Annotated in this window: 14 protein-coding genes; 7 read left to right on the top strand and 7 right to left on the bottom strand. The window is 69.6% G+C overall.

Annotated elements, in window-relative coordinates; genetic code table 11:
- The first annotated feature begins 192 nt into the window (after positions 1–192).
- Both ABLG96_RS12490 and purU read left to right on the top strand, forming a co-directional pair.
- Entirely contained in the window at positions 193–1,407 is a 1,215-nt protein-coding gene (locus tag ABLG96_RS12490; RefSeq protein ID WP_353647711.1) for a hypothetical protein, read from the top strand.
- Between the two features lie 130 nt (positions 1,408–1,537).
- Positions 1,538–2,431, top strand: coding sequence for a formyltetrahydrofolate deformylase (gene purU, locus ABLG96_RS12495; protein WP_353647712.1), 894 nt, complete (start codon positions 1,538–1,540; stop codon positions 2,429–2,431).
- An 8-nt stretch (positions 2,432–2,439) separates the two neighbouring features.
- On the opposite strand, the gene ABLG96_RS12500 is transcribed toward purU, so the two are convergent.
- From ABLG96_RS12500 to ABLG96_RS12520, 5 genes are all read right to left on the bottom strand, one after another.
- Positions 2,440–3,408 carry a squalene cyclase gene (locus tag ABLG96_RS12500; RefSeq protein ID WP_353647713.1) on the bottom strand — a complete coding sequence of 323 codons (969 nt, stop codon included), beginning with the start codon at positions 3,406–3,408 and terminating at the stop codon, positions 2,440–2,442.
- Positions 3,409–3,448: 40 nt separating this feature from the next.
- Positions 3,449–4,222: a bifunctional 1-(5-phosphoribosyl)-5-((5-phosphoribosylamino)methylideneamino)imidazole-4-carboxamide isomerase/phosphoribosylanthranilate isomerase PriA gene (priA, locus tag ABLG96_RS12505; protein ID WP_353647714.1), complete on the bottom strand. Its 774-nt coding sequence runs from the start codon at positions 4,220–4,222 to the stop codon at positions 3,449–3,451.
- Positions 4,223–4,294: 72 nt separating this feature from the next.
- Entirely contained in the window at positions 4,295–5,785 is a 1,491-nt protein-coding gene (locus tag ABLG96_RS12510) for an amidohydrolase family protein (protein WP_353647715.1), read from the bottom strand.
- A 27-nt stretch (positions 5,786–5,812) separates the two neighbouring features.
- Positions 5,813–7,021, bottom strand: coding sequence for a class I SAM-dependent methyltransferase (locus tag ABLG96_RS12515; protein WP_353647716.1), 1,209 nt, complete (start codon positions 7,019–7,021; stop codon positions 5,813–5,815).
- An 8-nt stretch (positions 7,022–7,029) separates the two neighbouring features.
- Positions 7,030–7,851 carry an ABC transporter ATP-binding protein gene (locus ABLG96_RS12520; RefSeq protein ID WP_353647717.1) on the bottom strand — a complete coding sequence of 274 codons (822 nt, stop codon included), beginning with the start codon at positions 7,849–7,851 and terminating at the stop codon, positions 7,030–7,032.
- Positions 7,852–8,010: 159 nt separating this feature from the next.
- On the opposite strand from ABLG96_RS12520, the gene glgX reads away from it, so the two are divergent.
- On the top strand, positions 8,011–10,170 hold the full coding sequence (gene glgX / locus ABLG96_RS12525) for a glycogen debranching protein GlgX (RefSeq protein WP_353647718.1): 2,160 nt from the start codon (positions 8,011–8,013) through the stop codon (positions 10,168–10,170).
- Positions 10,171–10,263: 93 nt separating this feature from the next.
- Positions 10,264–11,709: a GuaB1 family IMP dehydrogenase-related protein gene (locus tag ABLG96_RS12530; RefSeq protein ID WP_353651487.1), complete on the top strand. Its 1,446-nt coding sequence runs from the start codon at positions 10,264–10,266 to the stop codon at positions 11,707–11,709.
- Positions 11,710–11,988: 279 nt separating this feature from the next.
- Here the strand turns inward: ABLG96_RS12530 and glgP are convergent, their stop codons facing one another.
- The gene (glgP, locus tag ABLG96_RS12535; protein ID WP_353647719.1) at positions 11,989–14,556 is read right to left on the bottom strand and encodes an alpha-glucan family phosphorylase; all 2,568 of its coding nucleotides are present in this window, start codon (positions 14,554–14,556) and stop codon (positions 11,989–11,991) included.
- 169 nt (positions 14,557–14,725) lie between these two features.
- Positions 14,726–15,958: a kynureninase gene (kynU, locus tag ABLG96_RS12540; protein WP_353647720.1), complete on the bottom strand. Its 1,233-nt coding sequence runs from the start codon at positions 15,956–15,958 to the stop codon at positions 14,726–14,728.
- Positions 15,959–16,042: 84 nt separating this feature from the next.
- Between kynU and ABLG96_RS12545 the strand changes: the two genes are divergently transcribed.
- The 3 genes from ABLG96_RS12545 to ABLG96_RS12555 all read left to right on the top strand — a co-directional run bounded on the left by ABLG96_RS12545 (position 16,043) and on the right by ABLG96_RS12555 (position 21,355).
- A complete protein-coding gene (locus ABLG96_RS12545; protein ID WP_353647721.1) occupies positions 16,043–18,034 on the top strand; it encodes an alpha-1,4-glucan--maltose-1-phosphate maltosyltransferase in 1,992 nt (663 codons plus the stop codon).
- 107 nt (positions 18,035–18,141) lie between these two features.
- Positions 18,142–19,935, top strand: a complete 1,794-nt coding sequence (treS, locus tag ABLG96_RS12550) for a maltose alpha-D-glucosyltransferase (RefSeq protein WP_353647722.1) — start codon at positions 18,142–18,144, stop codon at positions 19,933–19,935.
- A complete protein-coding gene (locus ABLG96_RS12555; protein WP_353647723.1) occupies positions 19,907–21,355 on the top strand; it encodes a hypothetical protein in 1,449 nt (482 codons plus the stop codon). The genes treS and ABLG96_RS12555 overlap by 29 nt, the downstream gene beginning before the upstream one ends.
- The last annotated feature ends 33 nt before the right edge of the window (positions 21,356–21,388 follow it).

Genomic DNA, 21,388 nt, shown 5'->3' on the forward strand with positions numbered 1-21,388 from the left:
TTCCCGCCGACACCGATCTCTTGCGGCTCCCGGCGACGGCGTACCCTCGGTCCCGGCGCGCAGGAACGCCGGACGTCCGCTCGAAGAGGCCTCCCCCGGGAGCTCGCAGCCTCCCTGTCACTCCCCCGAACTTCAGGACCGACCCTCCTTTCGGCCCACCCCGCGGACACGGGCTGACGAAAGGAGGCCGTCATGGCCAGTTCTCTCCCCGATTCCCCCTCTCTCGAGAAGCTTCGCGGGCTTTCCCGCGCACTGCAAGGTGCCTGGCGGCGAGACGACCCGGACGCCCTGCAGCGCCTCGCGCGACTGCATCCCCGTCCCGATATCGCTGTGGCGCAGAACTTTCCGCTCGCCGCCGCCCAGCTGGTCGTCGCCCGGAGCTACGGGTTCACCGGCTGGCCGGCGCTGCGCGGCTACCTGGACCAGGTGGTCGTCCTCGGCCGCACCGCGCCCGACGACGACCGTCCGACGGACGACATTGCGCGGTTCTGCGCGCTCGCCTGCCTGCGCTACGACCGGCTCGACGCCCCGCCCCGGTGGGCGGCCGCGCGGGACCTGCTGCGCACCACACCCGATCTGCCCGAGCGGTCGATCCACGCCGCTGCCGCGGCCGGGGACGTACCCGCCGTGCGAGGGGCCCTGGCCTCCGGAGTCCCGGTTGACCAGCTCGGCGGTTCGATGCGCTGGACCCCGCTGATGTCGCTGACCTACGCGCGCATCGATGTCGGAAACGCCCAGGCCACCGCGACCGTGCTGCTCGACGCAGGCGCTGATGTCGACGCGGGGATCCTCTGGGGCGGTCTCGCGACCCCGTTCACCGTCCTGACCGGTGTCTTCGGTGAGGGCGAGATGGGCGCCGGGCGGCAACCCGCGCACCCGCAGTGGCGGGAGCTGGCGGCGGTGCTGCTGAGCCGTGGCGCGGAACCGAACGATGCCCAGACGCTGTACAACCGGATGTTCCGGCGGGGCACCGAACACCTCGAGCTGCTGTTCGCACACGGACTCGGGACCGGCGACGGTGGGCCCTGGCGTCGCAGGCTCGGTGCGGCCACCGAGTCGATCGCCGAAATGATGCACCGCCAGGTCGATTGGGCGCTGGACCACCGGATGACGGATCGGCTGGACCTGTTGGCGCAGCACGGATTCGGGCCAGGGTCCGCCGGGATCGACGCCGACATCGTCCAGCGCGGGGCCGTCGTGCAAGACGGCGCCACCGCACTTCACGAGGCTGCCTGGGACGGTGACCTCGAGCGGATCGTCGAGCTGCTCGAGTCCGGCGCCGACCCGAGTGTCCAAGATGCGGAACATCACACCACCGCACGCGAATGGGCGGAGTTCGCCTTCCAGGACGCGGCTGCCTCCCTGCTGCGCGAGTGGGAGGAGAATCCGCCGCCACGGGAGCGGTGAGCCATCGGGTGTCGGAGCCTGGTGCGGCTGTTGCTGAGTCCGGCCCGTCGTGGTCGTGGTCGACAATGGGCAGACGTCGTGGCCGGGAGGTCTTCCCTTCCGGAGCGCGTACCCGACCCCCAGGAGAGCCGTGAGCACGCCATCGCCCGACACCGCCCCGCCGGCCGAGCTGGTGCTCCGGTTCGCCTGCGCCGACCGGGCCGGCATCGTGCACGCCGTCACCGGCTTCCTGCTCGCGCAGGGCTGCACCGTCACCCAGAGCCAGCAGTACGGCGATCCGGACAGCGGACGGTTCTTCATGCGGGTGCAGTTCCGCGCAGACCCGCGGCAGCCATCGGGCACCGTGACCCAGGAGTCGGTCACCCGGCAGTTCACCTCGGTCGCCGAGCAGTTCGGTATGACCTGGCATCTCTCCGACCAGAGCCGCCGCCAGCGAATCCTGCTGATGGCCGGCACCGAGGGCCACTGTCTCAACGACCTGCTGTTCCGCTGGGACAGCGGCGCACTGCCGGTCGACATCCTGGGCGTGGTCTCCAACCACACCGCGCTGGCGCGGATGGTCGACAGCTATCGGCTGCCCTTCCACCATCTGCCGGTGATGCCGGCCGGCAAGCGCGAGGCCGAACGGCAGCTGCTGGCCCTCGTCGAGCAGCACCGGATCGATCTGGTCGTCCTGGCCCGCTACATGCAGATTCTGTCGCCCGGCCTGTGCGCCGCGCTGAGCGGACGGGCGATCAACATCCATCATTCGATCCTGCCGAGTTTCAAGGGCGCCAAGCCTTATCACCAGGCGCACCGACGGGGCGTCAAGATCATCGGCGCGACGGCCCACTACGTCACCACCGACCTGGACGAAGGACCGATCATCGAGCAGGACATCGCCCGCATCGACCATGCGCTCACCCCTGCGCAGGTGGTCGCGCTCGGCCGGGATGTCGAGGCCCATGTACTCGCGCGCGCCGTCCGTTGGCACACCGAGGAGCGGGTGCTGCTCAACGGCACCACCACCGTCGTCTTCCGCTGACGCGCGGCTCAGCGAGCCCCGTCCCACCACTGCAGCAGCCGGGTCCCGAACAACGTCAGCCACGGTGACGGCTCGCCCACCGGGACGTCGATGTCGAGCCAGACCCGACCAGGCAGCCGGAACTGCTGCAGCCACCTTCCCGCGACGTCGCGCTGCGATCGGATCACCTCGATCGCTCTCGTCATCCGCGCGTCGGGAGTCGTCCCGTCGTACAGGGCGGCAGCGCGGAAATGGTCAGCAGCGTTCAGCACGCTGTAGCGGTGACGCCACGGGTATCCGAACTCGGAGACGAACCCGCCCACCGGCTCCCCCGTCGACTCCCGGTGCAGCAGGCTGCGGTGCAACAGGTACTCCGCACCGCGATGCCGGGACGCACGCAACTCCGGCGCCCCACCGACAGCGATCTCGTACCACAGCATCCCTTTCAGGGCGTTCAGGGTGGAGTGGAACGAAGACCGGGTCGAGCCCTCCAACCACTCGCAGTTCCACCCACCGTCCGGCAACTGGTGGGCCGGGAACCATCCGGCGAGCTCAGCCACGTCGGCACCGAGCCAGACACCGTTCGCCAGCGTCTTGGCGTTGATGCAGACATCCACCTCGCCGCCCCAGTAGGGCAGATCGTCGTACTCCCACCGGGCGCTGCGCGCCAACAGCTGTGCCGTCCCCGTCAACGGCGCGGCGTCCATCCCGAACTCCCGGAGGGTGGTGAGCGTCCAGGTCGTCGCCGTCCACGGCTGACCGGACCGCGCTTCGGGCCCGTCGAATTCGAACCCGGCCGGGAAGTACGCCCCGCCGGCCCAGCGGCCGTCCGGATCCTGGTGCGCGAGCAGCGCGGCACCCATACCGTCCGTGGGAATGCGGGCCCGGGTGCGCTCGTACTCCTCTGCGGGCGCACCCATCAGGTCCCGCTCGACCTGCCACCGCAGCGCAGGGTCGGTGTCGATCATCCAGTCGAGCAGCGCAGCATCGATGGCCATGCCGAGACCGTAACTCCGGCCGGCGGCGATCCGCAGCGGTTCAGTGCACCTCGGCCACGGCGGCCAGCGCCTCCGGCAGGGTGAAGTTGCCGGCGTACAGCGCCTTGCCGACGATGGAGCCCTCGACACCGATACCGGCGAGCGCCGCGAGCGCCCGCAGGTCGTCCAACGACGACACGCCACCGGAAGCGACCACCGGGGCATCGGTCACCGCGCAGACCTGGTGCAGCAGTTCGATGTTCGGGCCGCGCAGGGTCCCGTCCTTGGTCACGTCCGTGACGACGTACCGCGAGCACCCCTGCGCGTCGAGTCGGGCCAGCACCTCCCAGAGGTCGCCCCCGTCCTGCGTCCACCCGCGGGCGGCCAGGGTGCTGCCGCGGACGTCCAGTCCGACCGCAACCCGATCGCCGTACCGGGCGATCGCCGAGGCGCACCACTCCGGGTCCTCGAGCGCCGCGGTCCCGATGTTCACCCGCCGACAGCCGGTGGCCAGCGCCGCCTCGAGGGACTCGTCATCCCGGATGCCGCCGGACAGTTCCACCATCACGTCCAGCGTGCCCACCACCTCCGCGAGCAGCGCGGCGTTGTTCCCCCGGCCGAAGGCTGCGTCGAGGTCGACCAGATGAACCCATTCGGCACCGTCGTGCTGCCAGGCGAGCGCGGCGTCCAGCGGGGCACCGTAGGTGGTCTCGGTCCCCGCCCTGCCCTGCACGAGGCGGACAGCCTGCCCGTCGGCGACATCGACGGCCGGGAGCAGCTCGAAGGTCGGCGGTACAGCGGTCGGATCGGGAGTGGTCTGCTGTTCGCTGGTCACGGTCGCCAAGCCTAGCCAGCGGATGCTGCACTGCCGGCCCCACCTCGGGCCGACCGCAGCGCGACTCGGCGGTCAGCACGCCCGATGGGTGATCCGCCCACCCACGCAGGTCAGCAACACCCGCATCGAGGCAAGTTCCGCCGGATCGATGGCCAGCGGGTCCCGCGTCACCAGCACCACATCGCCGGCGTCGCCCACCTCGGGCCGCAGTCGACCACCGGTGGACGCGGCCAAGGCCTGGGCCGCGGTGAGCGCCTGTTCACCGTGCCAGGCCGGTCGGCCGGCATCAGTGCGGGTCACGGCGGCACTGATCGCCCGCCACGGGTCGAGCGCGGACACCGGAGCGTCGGAGCCCAGCTCGAGCACCGCACCGGCATCCAGCAGTGCGCGATAGGCGAAGGCGTCCGAGGTCCGACCGGCCCACTGCACGTCCGCGACGTCCCGATCCTCGACGGCGTGCGCCGGTTGGACGCCGGCAGTGACCCCCAGCGCAGCGAACCGACCCCGGTCGGCGGGTTCGACGAGTTGGGCGTGTTCGATCCGTCCACCGACACCCGCCTGCTGGAAACAGTCGAGGGCCAACGTGTTGGCCCGGTCCCCGATCGCGTGCACGGCGAACGAGATGCCCTGTGCCGCAGCGATCCGGATGGTGGCCGTCAGCTCGGCCACGTCCTGGGTGAGCATGCCGTGATCGGTGGTGCCCGGGTAGGCGTCGTGACACAGTGCCGTCCGGGAGTTGAGCGATCCGTCGATGAGCACCTTGCACGGGCCGACCGTCACCAGTCCGTCGGTACCCGGGAGCGGGTCACCGGTGCGCTGCCCGGCGGCGAGCGCGTCCTCCAGCAGCGGCCGGAAGATGGCCGCGTCCACCCGGACCGGGAGGCCATCGGGCGCCAGCGCGGCCCGACGCGTCCACTCGAGATGCGTGTCGACGAACTCGTAGTCCCGGATCCGGGTGACGCCGCGTGTGGCCGCCGCGTGCAGGGCTTCCAGTGCCCACCCGTCGAGCGTCCGCTGTGAGGGCTGCGGCAGGGCTGCCACCGCCCGGAAGCAGTCGTCCTCCTTGAGCAGGCCGGTCGGATGGCCGGCGAACCCCACCAGCTCCAGCGCCGACGGCGAGAGCCAGATCGAGTGCAGATCCTGCGAGATCGCCGCGACCGGAACCCCCGGCAGCGCCGCGTCCCAGTGCGCGGCGGCGGGGATCTCGCTCCACAACGCATCCCGGAATCCGAAGCCGCTCAGCAGCTCTGCCCGCTCTTCCGCGGAACGAGCGGCCTGTGCTGCCGTCATCACAGCCACGACGTCAGCGGCTGACGTCGTCGCACTGAGGTCCACCCGCCGGCGGGCGATCGCCCACTGCGTGAAATGGACGTGACCGTCCTGCAACCCCGGCAACAGCACGCCACCGTCGCCCTCGACGACCACGATGTCGCCGCCGGCAGTGGTGCCGCCGGCGGCCACACCAGCCACCTCGCCGGGGTCGATCGCCACGATGACGCCCCCCTCGATCCGGACGTCGTGGGTCTCGGGTGAACCGGCGAATCGCACCCTTCGGATCAGCATGTGCACCACCGTAGGACCTGGCCGTGATCAGCCCGAACGCGGCCCGCGTACCGCCCGACACCAGTAGGCGACCTGGCCCCTCCCGACTCTCGCCAACACGAGCGTGGCCACCTCGGACGTGCTGCCGCTCAGGGCCTTGCGGAACCGACGGCGGAACTGATCGGGATCGATGCCGGTACCGCGCTGCTTGATCTCCAGCGTCCCGACGCCGGTGGCGCGGATCCACCCGGCAATCGTCTTCTCGTTCACCGCGCCGGTCTCCAGCACCTCGAAGGCCCGCACACCGTCCGGGACGACGCCCCCGGTGACGTAGGCCAGATGACCGTCCAGCAGTCGCAGTCCGTGCCGGGATGCCCAGTGCCGCACCAGGTGTGCGCGCACCACAGCGGCATCCGGGTCGATCAGGTATCGACCGACCGCGCCCGCGACGGTGTGCTCGCCGCCGTCGCCGTCGGCATCGGTGATCTGCCAGTGGGCACCGTCCGAGCCGAGCACGGTGGCACGTCGGCGGATGCCGTCGACTGCGAACCGCTGCGGCCAGAGCACCGACTCCCGAGCGCCGCCGTCGAGCGAGACGATCTCCACCTCGCCGGGACGAGCCAGGCCGTCGTAGTCGATCCCCGGCGGCAACCGCAGCACGACGCGTTCCTCGTGGTGGACGTCGTCGAGTTCGGCCACCGACGGGATGGTGTCGAGGCCGGTGATGCGACGCGACGACCCGGCCGCCCGGCGAGCCGGGTCGGCGTACAGCACGCAGCCGCGGGACACCCTGCTCCTGGCATCGGCACGCACCACCTGCAGACCGGTGTTGTGTTCGGCCATCCGCAACCGGACGGCGTCCAGATCCGAGCCCAGGACGGTCGTGTCCGGCGCGAGCTGGTGCAGCGCAGCCAGATCGGTGCCGATCGAACAGGTCAGGTCGTGGACTCCCAGTCCGGCGCCGAGCAGCCGCCGCGCCCGGTGCAGCGCCACCGGCCACGGGCTGGCCTGTTGCAGCGCCTCGTCCGTGAACAACCAGTCGGCGGCTCGCTCGGGCAGCTTGGTCAGGGCACGTCGACGCAATCGGATGGTCTCGACGACGGCGGCAGCGTGCGTCCCGGCGACCGCGCGCACCCTGGGAAGATCCGCCAGCAGCGTTCCGTCGGCCAGCGCGAGTGTCTCGGCCACCCCGAGGGAGTGCGACCCGTTCCGGGACAGCAGGAAATCCAGATCGGGGCCGGAGAACCCGTATGCCACAACAGGTGTCAGCTTCGGGCGTGGGCGAAGAACCGGCCGTCCCTGGACTGCAGCTCCAGATCCGTCCCGAAGGTGTCGGCGAGGTTCTGCTCGGTGAGTGTCGCTGCCATCGGTCCGGCTGCGACCACCGCTCCGTCCCGCAGCAGCAGGACATGGGTGAAGCCGACGGGAATCTCCTCGACGTGGTGCGTCACCAGCACCGTGGCGGGCGATGCCGGATCGTCGGCGAGCAGCGACAGGCGCTTCAGCAGGTCCTCCCGGCCACCGAGGTCGAGACCCGCAGCCGGCTCGTCCAACAGCAGCAGTTCGGGATCGGTCATCAGGGCCCGCGCGGCCAGCACCCGCTTGCGTTCGCCCTCCGAGAGCGTGCCGTAGGAGCGGTCGGCGAGGCCGGTGACACCCATCGCCGCCAGCAGTTCACCCGCCCGTCCGAAGTCGAGCTCGTCGTAGCGTTCCCGCCAGCGCCCCAGGACGCCGTAACCGGCCGAGACGACCACGTCGATGACCTTCTCCGCAGCGGGCACCCGCGCAGCGAGTGCTGCGGACGACAGCCCGATGAACGGCCGGATCTCGCTGACAGCGACCGCGCCGAGGCGCTGACCGAGCACGTGGGCCCGGCCGGAAGTGGGGTGCAGTTGCGCCGCAGCGATCTGCACGAGCGTTGTCTTGCCTGCTCCGTTGGGGCCGAGGACGACCCAGCGTTCGTCGGCGCGCACATCCCACCGCACGGCGTCGAGCAGGACGGCCGGTCCCCTACGGACCGTCACATCGAACAGATGGACGACCGAATCGGGAGCGGGCACGATCGACAGCGCTGGGGATTCGGTCACGCCCCCATTGTTCCGCATTGCGTTGTGGCGCTCCGATCGCCCCGCCGGGCGGCGGAGTTCGGTGGAAGTTCGGTGGGAGTTCGATCGGCGGGCAGCGGAGAGGGACGTCGGCACCGCCCTGGTGCCGACAGGCAGCAGCGATCGTGAAGAATCGGCCGGATGCGCCCAGAACTCGGATCCGGTCCCGAGCGCCCCGCGCGTCCGTACGGCTACGCGCCGCAGTCGAACTCGCTGTTCCCGGGCCGGCCGGATCCACTGGGTGCAACGGTCACCCCCACCGGTACGAACTTCTCGGTGGTGGCCGACGGGCTCACCTCGGCGGAGGGCTCCGGCATCCAGTTGTGTCTCATCGACGCGGACGGCGGCGAGCGGCGCTGGGACATCCGCGATGTGACCCGCGGTCGGTGGCACGCCTTCGTGCCAGGGGTGCGGGCCGGTCAGCGGTACGGCTACCGGGTGGCGGCCCACGACGCGTCCAAGCTGCTGCTGGACCCCTATGCCCGCCGGGTCCACAGCACCGAGTACGACCTGATCGCGGCGAACACCCGCGGCGCGGACACGGCGGGCGCGGCGCCGCTGGGAATCGTCACCGAGCCGATCCGGTCGCACAGCGAGCCGCCGAGGGTGCCGTGGGAGCACACGGTGATCTACGAGGCGCACGTCCGCGGTCTGACCGCACTGCACCCCGAGATCCCCGCCGAACTCCGGGGCACCTTCGCCGGCGTCGCCCACCCTGCGGTGATCGCCCACCTGCGCGGGCTGGGGGTGACGACGCTCGAACTGTTGCCGGTGCACGCCATCGCGTCCGAGCCCGGCCTGGTCGCGACCGGTCGCCGCAACTACTGGGGGTACTCGACGCTGTCGTTCTTCGCGCCCCATCCGGGATATGCCAGCGCCCCCGGCCGCGAGCTCGCCGAGTTCGTCCAGATGGTCGACTCGCTGCACGACGCGGGGATCGAGGTGGTCCTGGACGTGGTCTACAACCACACCTGCGAGGGCGGTCCGGAGGCGCCGATCTGGTTGTCCTTCAGGGGTCTGGCTCCGCAGACGTACTACCTGCCCGACGGATCCGACCTGACCGGCTGCGGCAACACGCTGCAGGTCGGCTCGCTGGCGTCGGTGCGGATGGTCACCGACTCGCTGCGCTACTGGGCGCAGGAGCTGGGCGTCGACGGCTTCCGCTTCGACCTGGCGCCGGTACTCGGACGCCCGGACGGCGGCGGCTTCGACGCCCGCGGCGCCCTGCTCACCGCCATCGCCACCGATCCGGTGCTCTCGCAGTGCAAGCTCATCGCCGAGCCGTGGGATGCCACCGGCGACGGGTATGCCGCCGGTCGGTTCGGCCTCGACTGGGCGGAGTGGAACGATGCGTTCCGGGACGACGTCCGCGACTTCTGGCGCGGGCACGGTCGGGTGACGGATCTGGCCTTCCGGTTGACCGGCTCCCAGGACAGATTCGGTGACGGGCGTCGGCCGTCCGCCTCGGTCAACTTCGTCACCGCGCACGACGGCTTCACCCTCCGGGACCTGGTGTCCTACAGCGGGAAGCACAACCAGGCGAACGGCGAACAGAACCGCGACGGTACCGACAACAACCGCTCGGACAACCACGGCACCGAAGGCCCGACCGACGATGCGGTGATCAGCGAGTTGCGGCGGCGGCAGGCGCGCAACCTTGCCGCCACCCTGCTGCTGTCGACCGGGACGCCGATGGTCAGCATGGGCGACGAGCTGTGGCGCACCCAGGGCGGCAACAACAATGCCTACTGTCAGGACAATCCGACGAGCTGGCTGGCCTGGCCGGGTGCGGACCTGTCCGGCTCCGACGGCAGTGCGCCGGATGTGGCCGAACACGGTGCAGCGCAGGAGATGCTGGCGTTCTTCCGGCGGGTGCTCGACGTCCGGCTGCGCGCCTCGGCGCTGCACCAGGGTGAGTTCTTCGTCGGCGAGAGCCAGCCGGGCCATGACGGTCATCCGGATCTGGTGTGGTTCGCCGAGCAGGGCCGACCGATGACCGAGGACGACTGGAACTCCCCGGACCGCCGGACACTGACCATGTGGGTCAACGGCAGCGCGGTCACCGGCCACGGCCCGCACGGCGAGCTGACCGCAGACGATTCCTGGCTGCTCGTGCTGCACGCCGGTGCGGACGAGACCGAGCTGACGTTGCCGGCCGGTGGCTACGCAACGGTCTACCACCCGACCCTCGACACCTCTACCGGCACAGGCCGGCCTGAGGACCTCCGCCCGCTCTCGGCCGGCGTCGACATCACGGTGCCCGGTCGGACGGTCCTGCTGCTGCGCGCCGAACGGCCCTGACCGCTCCCGCGTGAACGCCTTTGCGGAGGTGACGGCCTGTCGGGAACCGGCGGGGCCGACACCCCGAGGCCCGATACCCTGAAATACGTGCGCATGCTCACCGAACCGACCACCGATCTCACCTACAACGACGTCTTCCTCGTTCCGAGCCGGAGCGACGTCGTCTCCCGGCACGACGTCGACCTGACCAGCACGGACGGGATCGGCACACCGCTGCCGCTGGTGGTGGCCAACATGACGGCCATCGCCGGCCGCCGGATGGCCGAGACCGTCGCCCGGCGGGGTGGCATCGTCGTGCTGCCGCAGGACATCCCGGCAGACGTCATCGGCTCCTCCGTCTCCCGGGTCAAGAGCTCCTCCGTTCGCTTCGACACCCCGGTCCGGGTCGACGCCCACACCACCGTCGGCGAGACCCTGTCGCTCATCCCCAAACGTGCGCACGGCATCGCCGTGGTGGTGAAGGACGGCGCTCCGCTGGGCATCATCAGGCCGCAGGATGCCGAGGACGTCGATCGGTTCGCCCAGGCCCACCAGGTGATGAGCACCGATTTCGTCGCAGTCGCGCCCGATCTCGAGCCGCGGGAGATCTTCGACCGGCTGGCGGACTCACACACCGAGGTGGCCCTCGCCGTCGACGCGGCCGGACAGTTGATCGGCGTCATCACCCGCACCGGCGCACTGCGGGCCGGTATCTACTCCCCCGCCGTCGACGCGGCCGGTCGGCTGATGGTCGCCGCGGCCGTCGGGATCAACGGTGATGTGGCCGGGCGGGCCGAGCGGCTGCTCGATGCCGAGGTGGACGTGCTGGTGGTGGACACCGCGCACGGTCACCAGCAGAAGATGATCGAGGCCCTCACCGCGGTCGCCGCCGTCCGCGACCGGATCGCTGCCTCCGGTCGCCGGGTGCCGCTGGTCGCCGGCAACGTGGTGACCGCCCAGGGCACTCGCGACCTGATCGCCGCCGGCGCCGACATCGTCAAGGTCGGGGTCGGTCCGGGAGCGATGTGCACCACGCGCATGCAGACCGGGGTCGGCCGCCCGCAGTTCAGCGCCGTCGTGGAATGTGCTGCAGCAGCACAGGACCAGGGAAAGTCGATCTGGGCGGACGGTGGGGTGCGGCATCCCAGGGACGTCGCCCTGGCGCTCGCCGGCGGGGCCGGATCGGTGATGATCGGCTCCTGGTTCGCCGGGACGTACGAGAGCACCGGGAATCTGCTCACCGACTCTGAGGGGCGGCTCTACAAGGAGTCGTTCGGGATGGCCTCCTCGCGGGCCGTCCGCAACCGGACGGCCGATGCGGCCGGCTACGACCGCGCGATGGCCGGCCTGTTCGAGGAGGGCATCTCCTCGTCCCGGATGTACCTGGACCCCCGTCGCCCCGGCGTCGAGGACCTGCTCGACTTCATCACCTCAGGCGTGCGATCCAGCTGCACCTACGCGGGCGCCCGCACCCTCGCGCAGTTCGCCGAACTCGCGGTCTGTGGCATCCAGTCGTCATCTGGCTACGACGAGGGAAAGCCTCTGCACACCAGCTGGTAACGCTGAACTGACGGGTTCTCGACGAGCGTGTAGAGATGCCGTTGTGACTAAAGGGTCTCGTCTCCTCCGTCGCTCGACCACCGAAACTCTCTCTGCGAGGGACGACGGCCTGAGATCCCGATCCTGGATCCTGGTAGTGCGGGGCCGCGGATGAGGGCGACGCGCAGCCCTCTGCAGCGATGGATGGGCCGGCGAGCGCAGCGAGCCGGCACATCCGAGTGAAGCCTGCGGAGCGGCGCCCTCATCCGCGATACCGCGTCATGGGCCTCCCCCTCGACCTCAGGCGGTGGTGACGAGCCCCATCTCGGCGACCGAGGCGAGCCCGGCGTGCTGGGGGACGATGCGGACGGTGTAGCCGACCGGACCCGAGCGGTCCAGGTGGACGTCGGCCTGGAAGCGGTGGCCGTCCCCGTTGCCGATGAACTCCATGTCGACGAGCTCCGTCTCCGACAGCACCTCCTGCGAGTCGACGCGCCCGACGACTGCCTGCACGAGCACGTCCTCCGGCTGCAGACCACCGAGATCGAGGTAGGCGCGCACCGTCATGACGTTGCCGAGCGAGGGCTCCTGGTCGATCCCGGACGCATCGACGTTGACCACCCGGACCTGCGGCCAGGCAGCGCGGACCGAGTCCTTCCAGTGCGCAAAAGCCTTGGCCTGCGGGAGATCCGAGTTCAACGCCCGCGCTGCGGCACTCGCCGGACCGTAGTAGCCGTTGACGTAGTCGCGGACCATCCTGGTGGCCTGGACCCGCGGCCCGAGGTAGGACAGGGTGTGCCGGATCATCTCGACCCAGCCGTCCGGACGCGCCTCGGGGCCGCGTTCGTAGAACAGCGGCGCGACCTTCTGCTCCAGCAACTCGTACAGCGCCGTCGCCTCCAGATCGTCGCGGCGGGTGTCGTCCTCGACGTTCGCACTCGGGATGGTCCAGCCGTCGCGGCCGTCGTAGAGCTCGTCCCACCAGCCGTCGGAGATCGACAGGTTGAGCGCCCCGTTGAGCGCAGCCTTCATACCGGACGTGCCGGAGGCCTCCTGCGGACGGATCGGGTTGTTGAGCCACACATCTGAACCGGAACAGAGGATCGACGCCATGCCCATGTCGTAGTCGGCGAGGAAAACGATGCGGTGCCGGATCTCCGGGTCGTCGGTGAACTTGACCATCTCCTGCATGAAACGCTTGCCGTACTCGTCGGCCGGATGTGCTTTTCCGGCAATCACCATCTGCACCGGGCGCTGCGGATCGAGCAGGATCTTCTTGAGCCGCGCCGGATCGCGCAACATCAGCGTCAGCCGCTTGTAGGTCGAGACCCGCCGCGCGAAGCCGATGGTGAGCACGCCCGGATCCAGGATCTTGTCGGTCCAGCCGAGTTCGGCCTCGCTGGCTCCGCGCAGCAACCACGCCTGCTTGGCGGTCTTGCGGGCGAGCTCGACCAGTCGGCCGCGCAGGGTGTTCCGCAGGTCCCAGAGCCGGTCGTTGGACACCCGGTCGCCACCGGGCCATTCGTCTGCGGACGCGAGGTCCTGCCATTCCGACATGTCGCCGGCGACGTCGTACATCTCGCGGGCCGCCCAGGTCGGCAGGTGGACGCCGTTGGTGACGCTGCCGATCGGTACTTCTTCCGCGGCGAAACCCGGGTACAGCGGGGCGAACATCTGCCGGCTCACGACGCCGTGCAGCTTGGCGACTCCGTTGGCCCGCTGCGCCAGTCGCAGACCCATGTGCGCCATGTTGAAGCGGGTCGGGTCGTCCTCGGCGCCGAGCGCGATCACCGCGTCGACATCCAGTCCGGGGAGCAGGTGACTGTCGCCGGTTGAGTCCGCGTCGAGGTAGTGCTGCACCAGGTCGACCGGGAACCGGTCGATGCCGGCGGGCACCGGGGTGTGGGTGGTGAACACGGTGCCCGAGCGCACCACGGTGAGGGCCTCGGAGAAGGTCAGCCCCTCGGCGTCCTGCAGGGTCCGGATGCGCTCGAGGCCCAGGAACCCGGCATGGCCCTCGTTCATGTGGAAGACCTCGGGCGCCGGGCGGCCGGTCAGTTCGGTGAACAGTCGGACGGCGCGGACACCACCGACGCCGAGCAGCAACTCCTGCTTGATGCGGTGGTTCTGGTCGCCGCCGTAGAGGCGGTCGGTCGTCATCCGCAGCTCGTCGTCGTTGGCCTCGATGTCGGTGTCCAGCAGCAGCAGCGGCACCCGGCCGACGTCGGCCTTCCAGATCCGCGCGGTCAGCGTGTGACCACCCGGCATCGGCAGCGACACGGTGACCTCGTCACCCGCGGAGGTGCGGACCAGATCCAGCGGCAGACCCTGCGGGTCGTGGGCCGGGTAGTGCTCGGTCTGCCAGCCGTCGCCCGACAGCGACTGCCAGAAGTAGCCGTGCCGGTACAGCAGCCCGACACCGATCAGCGGCAGCCCGAGGTCGGAGGCCGACTTGAGGTGGTCGCCGGCCAGGATGCCGAGGCCGCCGGAGTAGTTCGGCAGCACCTCGGTGATGCCGAACTCCATGGAGTAGTAGGCGATACCTGCCGGCAACTCGGGGCGCGAGGCCTGCTGGTCCTGGTACCAGCGCGGTGAGGACAGATAGTTCTGCAGGTCTTCGTCGAGTCCGTGCATCCGTCGCACGAAGTCCTCGTCGCCGGCGAGCTGGTGGAGCCGGTCCTTGGAGACCGCGCCCAGCAGTTTGAGCGGATCGCCCTCGAAGCGCGCCCACAGCGCGCGGTCTATGTCGGCGAACAGGTCCTGGGTGGGACTGTGCCACGACCACCTGAGGTTGCGGATCAGACCACCGAGAGGAGCGAGCTGCTCGGGGAGCTGGGGTCGGACGATGAATCGGCGCAGAGCTTTCACCCGGAGCACGCTACCGGCAGAGGGATCGATTCAGAAGCTGCTGCGGGGCGCGTCACCAAGGCTCGCGGCGGTATCCCCAGGTGGTGATGGACTGCCCACGGAGCGAACGTGGGGCCGCAGTCGCTCCGAAGATCCGCCAGCTCGCCGCGCTCGAGGTCCGTACCACCGCTCAGGTGACGGTGTGTCGGGCAGCGAACCGCGGCGCCCGGAACTCCTCGGAGTCGACCACCGCCGCCAGGATCTGCACGGCACGCACCACCTCCTGCCTGCTGACGTACAGCGGCGCCAGCCCCAGCCGGATGATGTCCGGGGCCCGGAAATCGCCCACCACGCCCCGCTCGATCAGCGCCTGCACGATCGGATACGCGTCCGGGTGCCGCAGGCTGACCTGCGAGCCTCGACGTGCCGGATCGCGTGGGGTGACGACCTCGACCACGTCGGCCAGGTACTCGTCCACCGCGCCGATCATCAGCGCCGTCAACTCCAGGGATCGCCGGCGCACGTCCTCGATCTGCACCCCGTCGAAGGCGGCCAGCGCGGCCTCGAGCGCGACCATCGACAACATCGGCGGGGTTCCGGTGCGCAGCCTCCCGATCCCGTCGACCGGCGCGAAGAGAAGCTGCATGGCGAACGGCTCGCGGTGTGAGTTCCATCCGGGTAACGGTGAGTCGATCCGACTCTGCAACGCGGGCGCCACGTACGCCCAGGCGGGAGCACCGGGTCCGCCGTTCAGGTACTTGTAGCTGCAGCCGACCGCGAGATCGACGCCCGCGCTCGCCAGGCCGATCGATACCGCTCCCGCCGAATGACACACGTCCCACAGCGCGAGCGCGCCGACCTCGTGCAGCGCTCGGGTGACGGCCGGCAGGTCGTACAGCACCCCGGTCCGGAAGTCGACGTGGCAGAAGACGGCCAGCGCCACCCCGTCGTCGAGGGCGGAAACATCACCGGGCGCAGCTGCCCGCACCTGCATGTCGAGCAGCCGCGCCGCCTCGTCGACGATGTACCGGTCGGTCGGGAAAGTGGCGTCGTCGACGACGATCACCGTCCGCCGCGGGCCGGGACGCGCCTGCGAGAGCCGCACACCGGCGACCACCAGCTTGAACAGGTCCACGGATGTCGAGTCGGTGACCACCACCGAGCCCGGTTGCGCACCGACCAGGGCCGCGATCCGGTCACCGATCCGCAGCGGGGCCTCCCACCAGCCGGCCGACGTCCACGAGCCGACCAGATCCGTCCCCCACTGCCGCCGGACCGCGTCGTCGACGGCCTCGGCGACCCCCATCGGGAGTGCGCCCAGCGAGTTGCCGTCGAGGTAGATCACCCCGTCCGGCAGCACGAAGCGATTGCGCAGGTGACGCAGTGGATCGAGGTCATCGGCCTGTGCGGCGTGCGCGAGCATGAGGGGCTGCATACCCCAGGAGTACACCGGCAAACCCACCCGGCGCCCGCTGACCGGCCCAGGCGGGCGCGGTAGCGTTGTCGCGTGGCCGGACGCATCGGATTGACCGACATCGCACCTTCCATCGCCTGCGGGAAGTACCCCGCCAAGGCGGTGGCCGGCAGACCGCTCTCCATCGGAGCCACCGTGTTCCGGGAAGGGCACGACGCAGTCGCAGCGAACGTGGTGCTGCGCCCGGCGCCCACCAAGGGCGCTCGTCCCCGCCCTTCGGGTCCGCTGGTGCGGATGACTCCCGGCGAAGTGGGAACGGATCGATGGACCGCGTCCGTCACGCCGGACGCCCCCGGGATGTGGACGATCGTCATCGAGGCCTGGAGCGATCCGCTGGAGTCGTGGCGACATGCCGTCGAGGTCAAGATTGCTGCCGGCCAGGATGCAGCGGAGCTGGCCAACGATCTGGAATCCGGCGCGCGACTGCTCGACAAGGTGTCGCGGCGGCCCCGCCATCCGCACGCGGTCGCGCTGCGTACCGCGGTGCTCGCCCTGCGCGACACGTCGCAGACGGTCTCCGAGCGGGTCCTGCCGGCCACCAACCCCGAGCTCTGGGCCGCGCTGGTCGCCGACCCGGTGCGCGAGCTCGTCACCCGTTCCCAGCCGGTACCGCTCTGGGTCGAGCGCGAGCTCGCGGAGTTCTCCGCCTGGTACGAGTTCTTCCCCCGATCGGTGAATGCCGAGATCGCCGCGGACGGAACACCGTTGCGGCACGGGACCTTTGCCGATGCGGCCGGCATGCTCCCCCGCGTCGCGGAGATGGGTTTCGATGTCGTGTACTTCCCGCCGATCCATCCCATCGGTGAGCTGAACCGCAAGGGCCGCAACAACTCCGTGACCTACGAGCCGACGGACGTCGGTTCCCCGTGGGCGATCGGCAGCAAGGACGGCGGCCACGACGCCATCCATCCGGAGTTGGGAACCCTGCAGGACTTCGATGCGCTGGTGGCGGAGGCGGACCGACTGGGTCTGCAGGTTGCGCTGGACCTGGCGCTGCAGTGCGCTCCCGACCATCCCTGGGTCAGCAGCAATCCGGAGTGGTTCACCACTCGGCCGGACGGCTCAATCGCCTACGCCGAGAACCCGCCGAAGAAGTACCAGGACATCTACCCGCTCAACTTCGACAACGATCCGGCGGGGTTGTACGCCGAGTGCCTGCGGGTGACACAGCACTGGATCGACCACGGCGTCACGATCTTCCGGGTCGACAACCCGCACACCAAACCGATCAACTTCTGGGAGTGGCTGATCGGCAAGGTGCACGAGCAGCACCCGGAGATCATCTTCCTGGCCGAGGCGTTCACCAAGCCGGCGATGATGCATGAGTTGGCGAAAGTGGGATTCACCCAGAGCTACACCTACTTCACCTGGCGCACCGAGAAGGACGAGATCATCGACTACGGCGTCGAACTCGTCGAGTCCTCGGACTACATGCGTCCCAACTTCTTCGTCAACACCCCGGACATCCTGCACTCGTCGCTGCAGTACGGCGGTCGCCCGATGTTCGCCATCCGGGCGATCCTTGCCGCGACGCTGTCGCCGACCTGGGGCGTGTACTCCGGCTTCGAGCTGTTCGAGCACGTCGCCGTCCGGCACGGCAGCGAGGAGTACCTGGACTCGGAGAAGTACCAGCTGCGACCGCGCGACTACGCGGCAGGCCTGGCCGAGAACCGTTCCCTGGAACCACTTCTCACCGAGCTCAACCGGATCCGCCGCGCACATCCTGCGCTGCAGCAGTTGAAGGGTCTGTGGTTCCACGGGATCTCGAACGACCAACTGCTGTGCTACTCGCGGCAGGACGAGGTCTCCGGAGACACCGTCCTGGTCTGCCTCACCCTTGATTCGTTCACCGCGCAGTGGGGCACCACGGATCTGAACCTGCCGGCGCTCGGACTGCAGTGGGGACAGGAGTTCGAGGTCGAGGACCTGATGAGCGGACAGGTCTTCCGGTGGGGGCAGTTCAACACCGTCGGTCTCGACCCGAACCAGCAGGTGGCGCACGTGTTCGCGGTGAGGAAGCGTTGACGCCCGGTGCGGACGGAGCCGCGCAGAGGTGCTGACCGCACCGATGCTCCGGCGGCGTCCGCAGCTGTCGTAGTTCCTAGAACCCCACCAGTGCCAGGAAAGCGAGCATGACGGAACTCCAGATCGGTACCGACTCCCACGCCGAGATCATCGAGGTCGACGCGGCAAGTTTCACTCCGGCCCGGCCGATGCCGGCCCAGCCCGACTGGTACAAGCGAGCCGTCTTCTACGAGGTCCTGGTCCGGGCGTTCTACGACTCCAGCGGCGACGGCACCGGTGATCTGCGCGGGCTGATCGAGAAGCTCGACTACCTGCAGTGGCTCGGTATCGACTGCCTCTGGTTGCCGCCGTTCTACGACTCACCGCTGCGCGACGGTGGGTACGACATCTCCGACTACCGCAAGGTGCTCCCGGAGTTCGGCACGGTCGAGGATTTCATCGCCCTCATCGACGCCGCCCACGAGCGCGGGATGCGCGTCATCACCGATCTCGTGATGAACCACACCTCCGACCAGCACGCCTGGTTCCAGGCCTCCCGCACCGATCCGGACGGCCCGTACGGCGACTTCTACGTCTGGGCCGACGACGACACCGGCTACCCGGACGCCCGGGTCATCTTCGTCGACACCGAGCCCAGCAACTGGACCTTCGACCCGGTCCGCAAGCAGTACTTCTGGCACCGGTTCTTCAACCACCAGCCCGACCTGAACTACGAGAACCCGGCCGTCGCCGAGGCGATGATCGACACCATGCGGTTCTGGCTGGACGTCGGGATCGACGGCTTCCGGCTGGACGCGGTGCCGTACCTGTACGTGCGTGAAGGCACCAACGGCGAGAACCTGCCGCCGACGCACGACTTCCTCAAGCGCTGCCGCGCGGTGATCGACGAGGAGTACCCGAACGCGGTGTTGCTGGCCGAGGCGAACCAGTGGCCGGCCGACGTCGTGGAGTACTTCGGCGATCCGGCCGTCGGCGGCGACGAGTGCCACATGTGCTTCCACTTCCCGCTGATGCCGCGGATCTTCATGGCGGCCCGGCGCGAGTCGCGCTTCCCGATCTCGGAGATCCTCGCCCAGACGCCGCCGATCCCGTCGTCCGGCCAGTGGGGCATCTTCCTGCGCAACCACGACGAGCTGACCCTCGAGATGGTCTCGGACGAGGACCGGGACTACATGTGGAACGAGTACGCCAAGGATCCGCGGATGAAGGCCAACATCGGCATCCGCCGCCGCCTGGCACCGCTGCTGGACGGCGACCGCGGTCAGATCCAGCTGTTCACCGCGATGCTGTTGTCGCTGCCCGGCTCGCCGTGCCTGTACTACGGCGACGAGATCGGCATGGGGGACAACATCTGGCTCGGCGACCGGGACGGTGTCCGGACCCCGATGCAGTGGTCGCCGGACCGCAACGCAGGGTTCTCCCGCAGCGATCCGGCCCGGTTGTACCTGCCGGCGATCATGGATCCGAACTACGGATTCCAGACGGTCAACGTGGAATCGCAGCTCAACACCACGTCCTCCTTGCTGCACTGGACGCGCAGGATGATCGAGGTGCGCAAGCAGTTCGCCGCCTTCTCGGTGGGGGACTTCACCGATCTCGGTGGCAGCAATCCGTCGGTGCTCAGCTACATCCAGCGGTTCGAGGGCGATGAGCAGACCGGGGAGACCGCGCACACGATCCTCTGCGTCAACAACCTCTCCCGCTTCCCGCAGCCGGTCGAACTCGACCTACGCCGCTGGGAGGGTTCGATCCCGGTCGAGCTCACCGGCGGTCAGAGTTTCCCGCCGATCGGCGAACTCCCCTACCTGCTGACCGTTGCCGGACACGGCTTCTACTGGTTCCAGCTCACCGACGACCAGGAGGTGGAATCGGATGATGACCGATCCGCACATCGACGCTGACCACGCCCGCCCGACCTTCATTCCACCCGACGACGAGCTCGCAGCCCTGCTCGCCGACTGGCTGCCCGCCCAGCGATGGTTTGCCGGACGCACCGCGCTGACCGGCATCACGATCACCACCCGCAGCCGACTGCTGGAGACCGATGTCGCCCGGTTCGAGCACGTCATCGTCCGGATCCCGGCCGGCTCCGGCCTGCCCAGCCGGTACTACCAGCTGTGGTTGGCTCTCACCACGGAGCTGCCGGAGCGGCTGGCCAACGCGCTGGTCGGGATCGTCACCGATCCGGCGGGAACGACGGTCCAGGTGTCCGATGCCCTGCACTCGCACATCCTCACCGGGGCCCTGCTGTCCGCGCTGGCCGAGGGTCGCAGCCTGGGAGACGTGGCAGCACACGCCGTCTCCCCCGAGTTGATCGACGCGAGCGCCGCCGGGCTGGTGATCTCGGGCGAGCAGTCGAACACGTCGATCGTGTTCGGCGACTCGACCATCCTCAAGCTCTTCCGCCGTCTGGAACCGGGACCCAACCCGGACGCCGAGGTGCATCTCGCGCTCTCCGGCGCGGGAACCTCCCACGTGGCGGCGCTGCTCGGCGAGCTCGTCGGCGAGCTGGAAGGAGTGCCGACCACGCTGGGGGTGCTCACCCAGTTCTTCGCCAACAGCGCGGACGGCTGGATGACCGCGACCGCCAGCGTGCGCGACCTGATGGCCGAGGGTGACCTACGGGCCGACGAGGTCGGTGGCGATTTCGCCCCCGAGGCCGAGCGGCTGGGCAAGGCCGTCGCCGAGATCCACCGCGACCTCGCCGCCGCGCTGGGCACCCGGCAGATCGTGGGTGCCGAGGTCGGCGAGATGCTCACCGCGATGGCGGCGGCCGCGGCTGCCACGGCGGCGCGCGTGCCGGAACTGCAGGCGCTCGCGCCTTCCATCGCCGCAACGTTTGCCGCGGTGTCCCAGCGCACGGAAAGCGTGACGCTGCAACGCATCCACGGCGATCTGCACCTCGGACAGACGCTGCGGACCCTGACCGGCTGGGCCATCATCGACTTCGAGGGTGAACCCAGCAAGACGCTCGAGTACCGCAGGGCGCTGCACTCCCCCATGCGGGACGTCGCGGGCATGGTCCGCTCCTTCGACTACGCCGGACACCATCTGCTGCCCGGTACCAGCCCGGACTCGCAGCACCTCTTCCGCTCCGCCGAGTGGACCGCCCGCAACCGCGGTGCGTTCCTCGCCGGCTACACGAAGGCTTCGGGTACCGATCCCGCCGCGGACGCCGACATGCTGCGCGTCTTCGAACTCGACAAAGCGGTGTACGAGGTGGGGTACGAGTTCGACCACCGTCCCGGCTGGCTGGGGATCCCCCTGCAGGCGGTCGAGAAGTTGCTCGCCCCACCGCGACGCCAGGAAGGCACCTCGTGACCGACCCCACCACCCCCGCACCAGCGCCCCAGG

Origin of the sequence: Nakamurella sp. A5-74 (assembly GCF_040438885.1) — a bacterium.
Classification (GTDB): domain Bacteria; phylum Actinomycetota; class Actinomycetes; order Mycobacteriales; family Nakamurellaceae; genus Nakamurella.

Excerpts from the sequence above, each read along its gene's own strand:
- ABLG96_RS12490 (WP_353647711.1), top strand. The coding sequence starts at position 193 with ATGGCCAGTTCTCTCCCCGATTCCCCCTCTCTCGAGAAGCTTCGCGGG.
- ABLG96_RS12500 (WP_353647713.1), bottom strand. The coding sequence starts at position 3,408 with ATGGCCATCGATGCTGCGCTGCTCGACTGGATGATCGACACCGACCCT.
- ABLG96_RS12510 (WP_353647715.1), bottom strand. The coding sequence starts at position 5,785 with ATGCTGATCCGAAGGGTGCGATTCGCCGGTTCACCCGAGACCCACGAC.
- glgX (WP_353647718.1), top strand. The coding sequence starts at position 8,011 with ATGCGCCCAGAACTCGGATCCGGTCCCGAGCGCCCCGCGCGTCCGTAC.
- ABLG96_RS12530 (WP_353651487.1), top strand. The coding sequence starts at position 10,264 with ATGCTCACCGAACCGACCACCGATCTCACCTACAACGACGTCTTCCTC.
- kynU (WP_353647720.1), bottom strand. The coding sequence starts at position 15,958 with ATGCTCGCGCACGCCGCACAGGCCGATGACCTCGATCCACTGCGTCAC.
- treS (WP_353647722.1), top strand. The coding sequence starts at position 18,142 with ATGACGGAACTCCAGATCGGTACCGACTCCCACGCCGAGATCATCGAG.
- ABLG96_RS12555 (WP_353647723.1), top strand. The coding sequence starts at position 19,907 with ATGATGACCGATCCGCACATCGACGCTGACCACGCCCGCCCGACCTTC.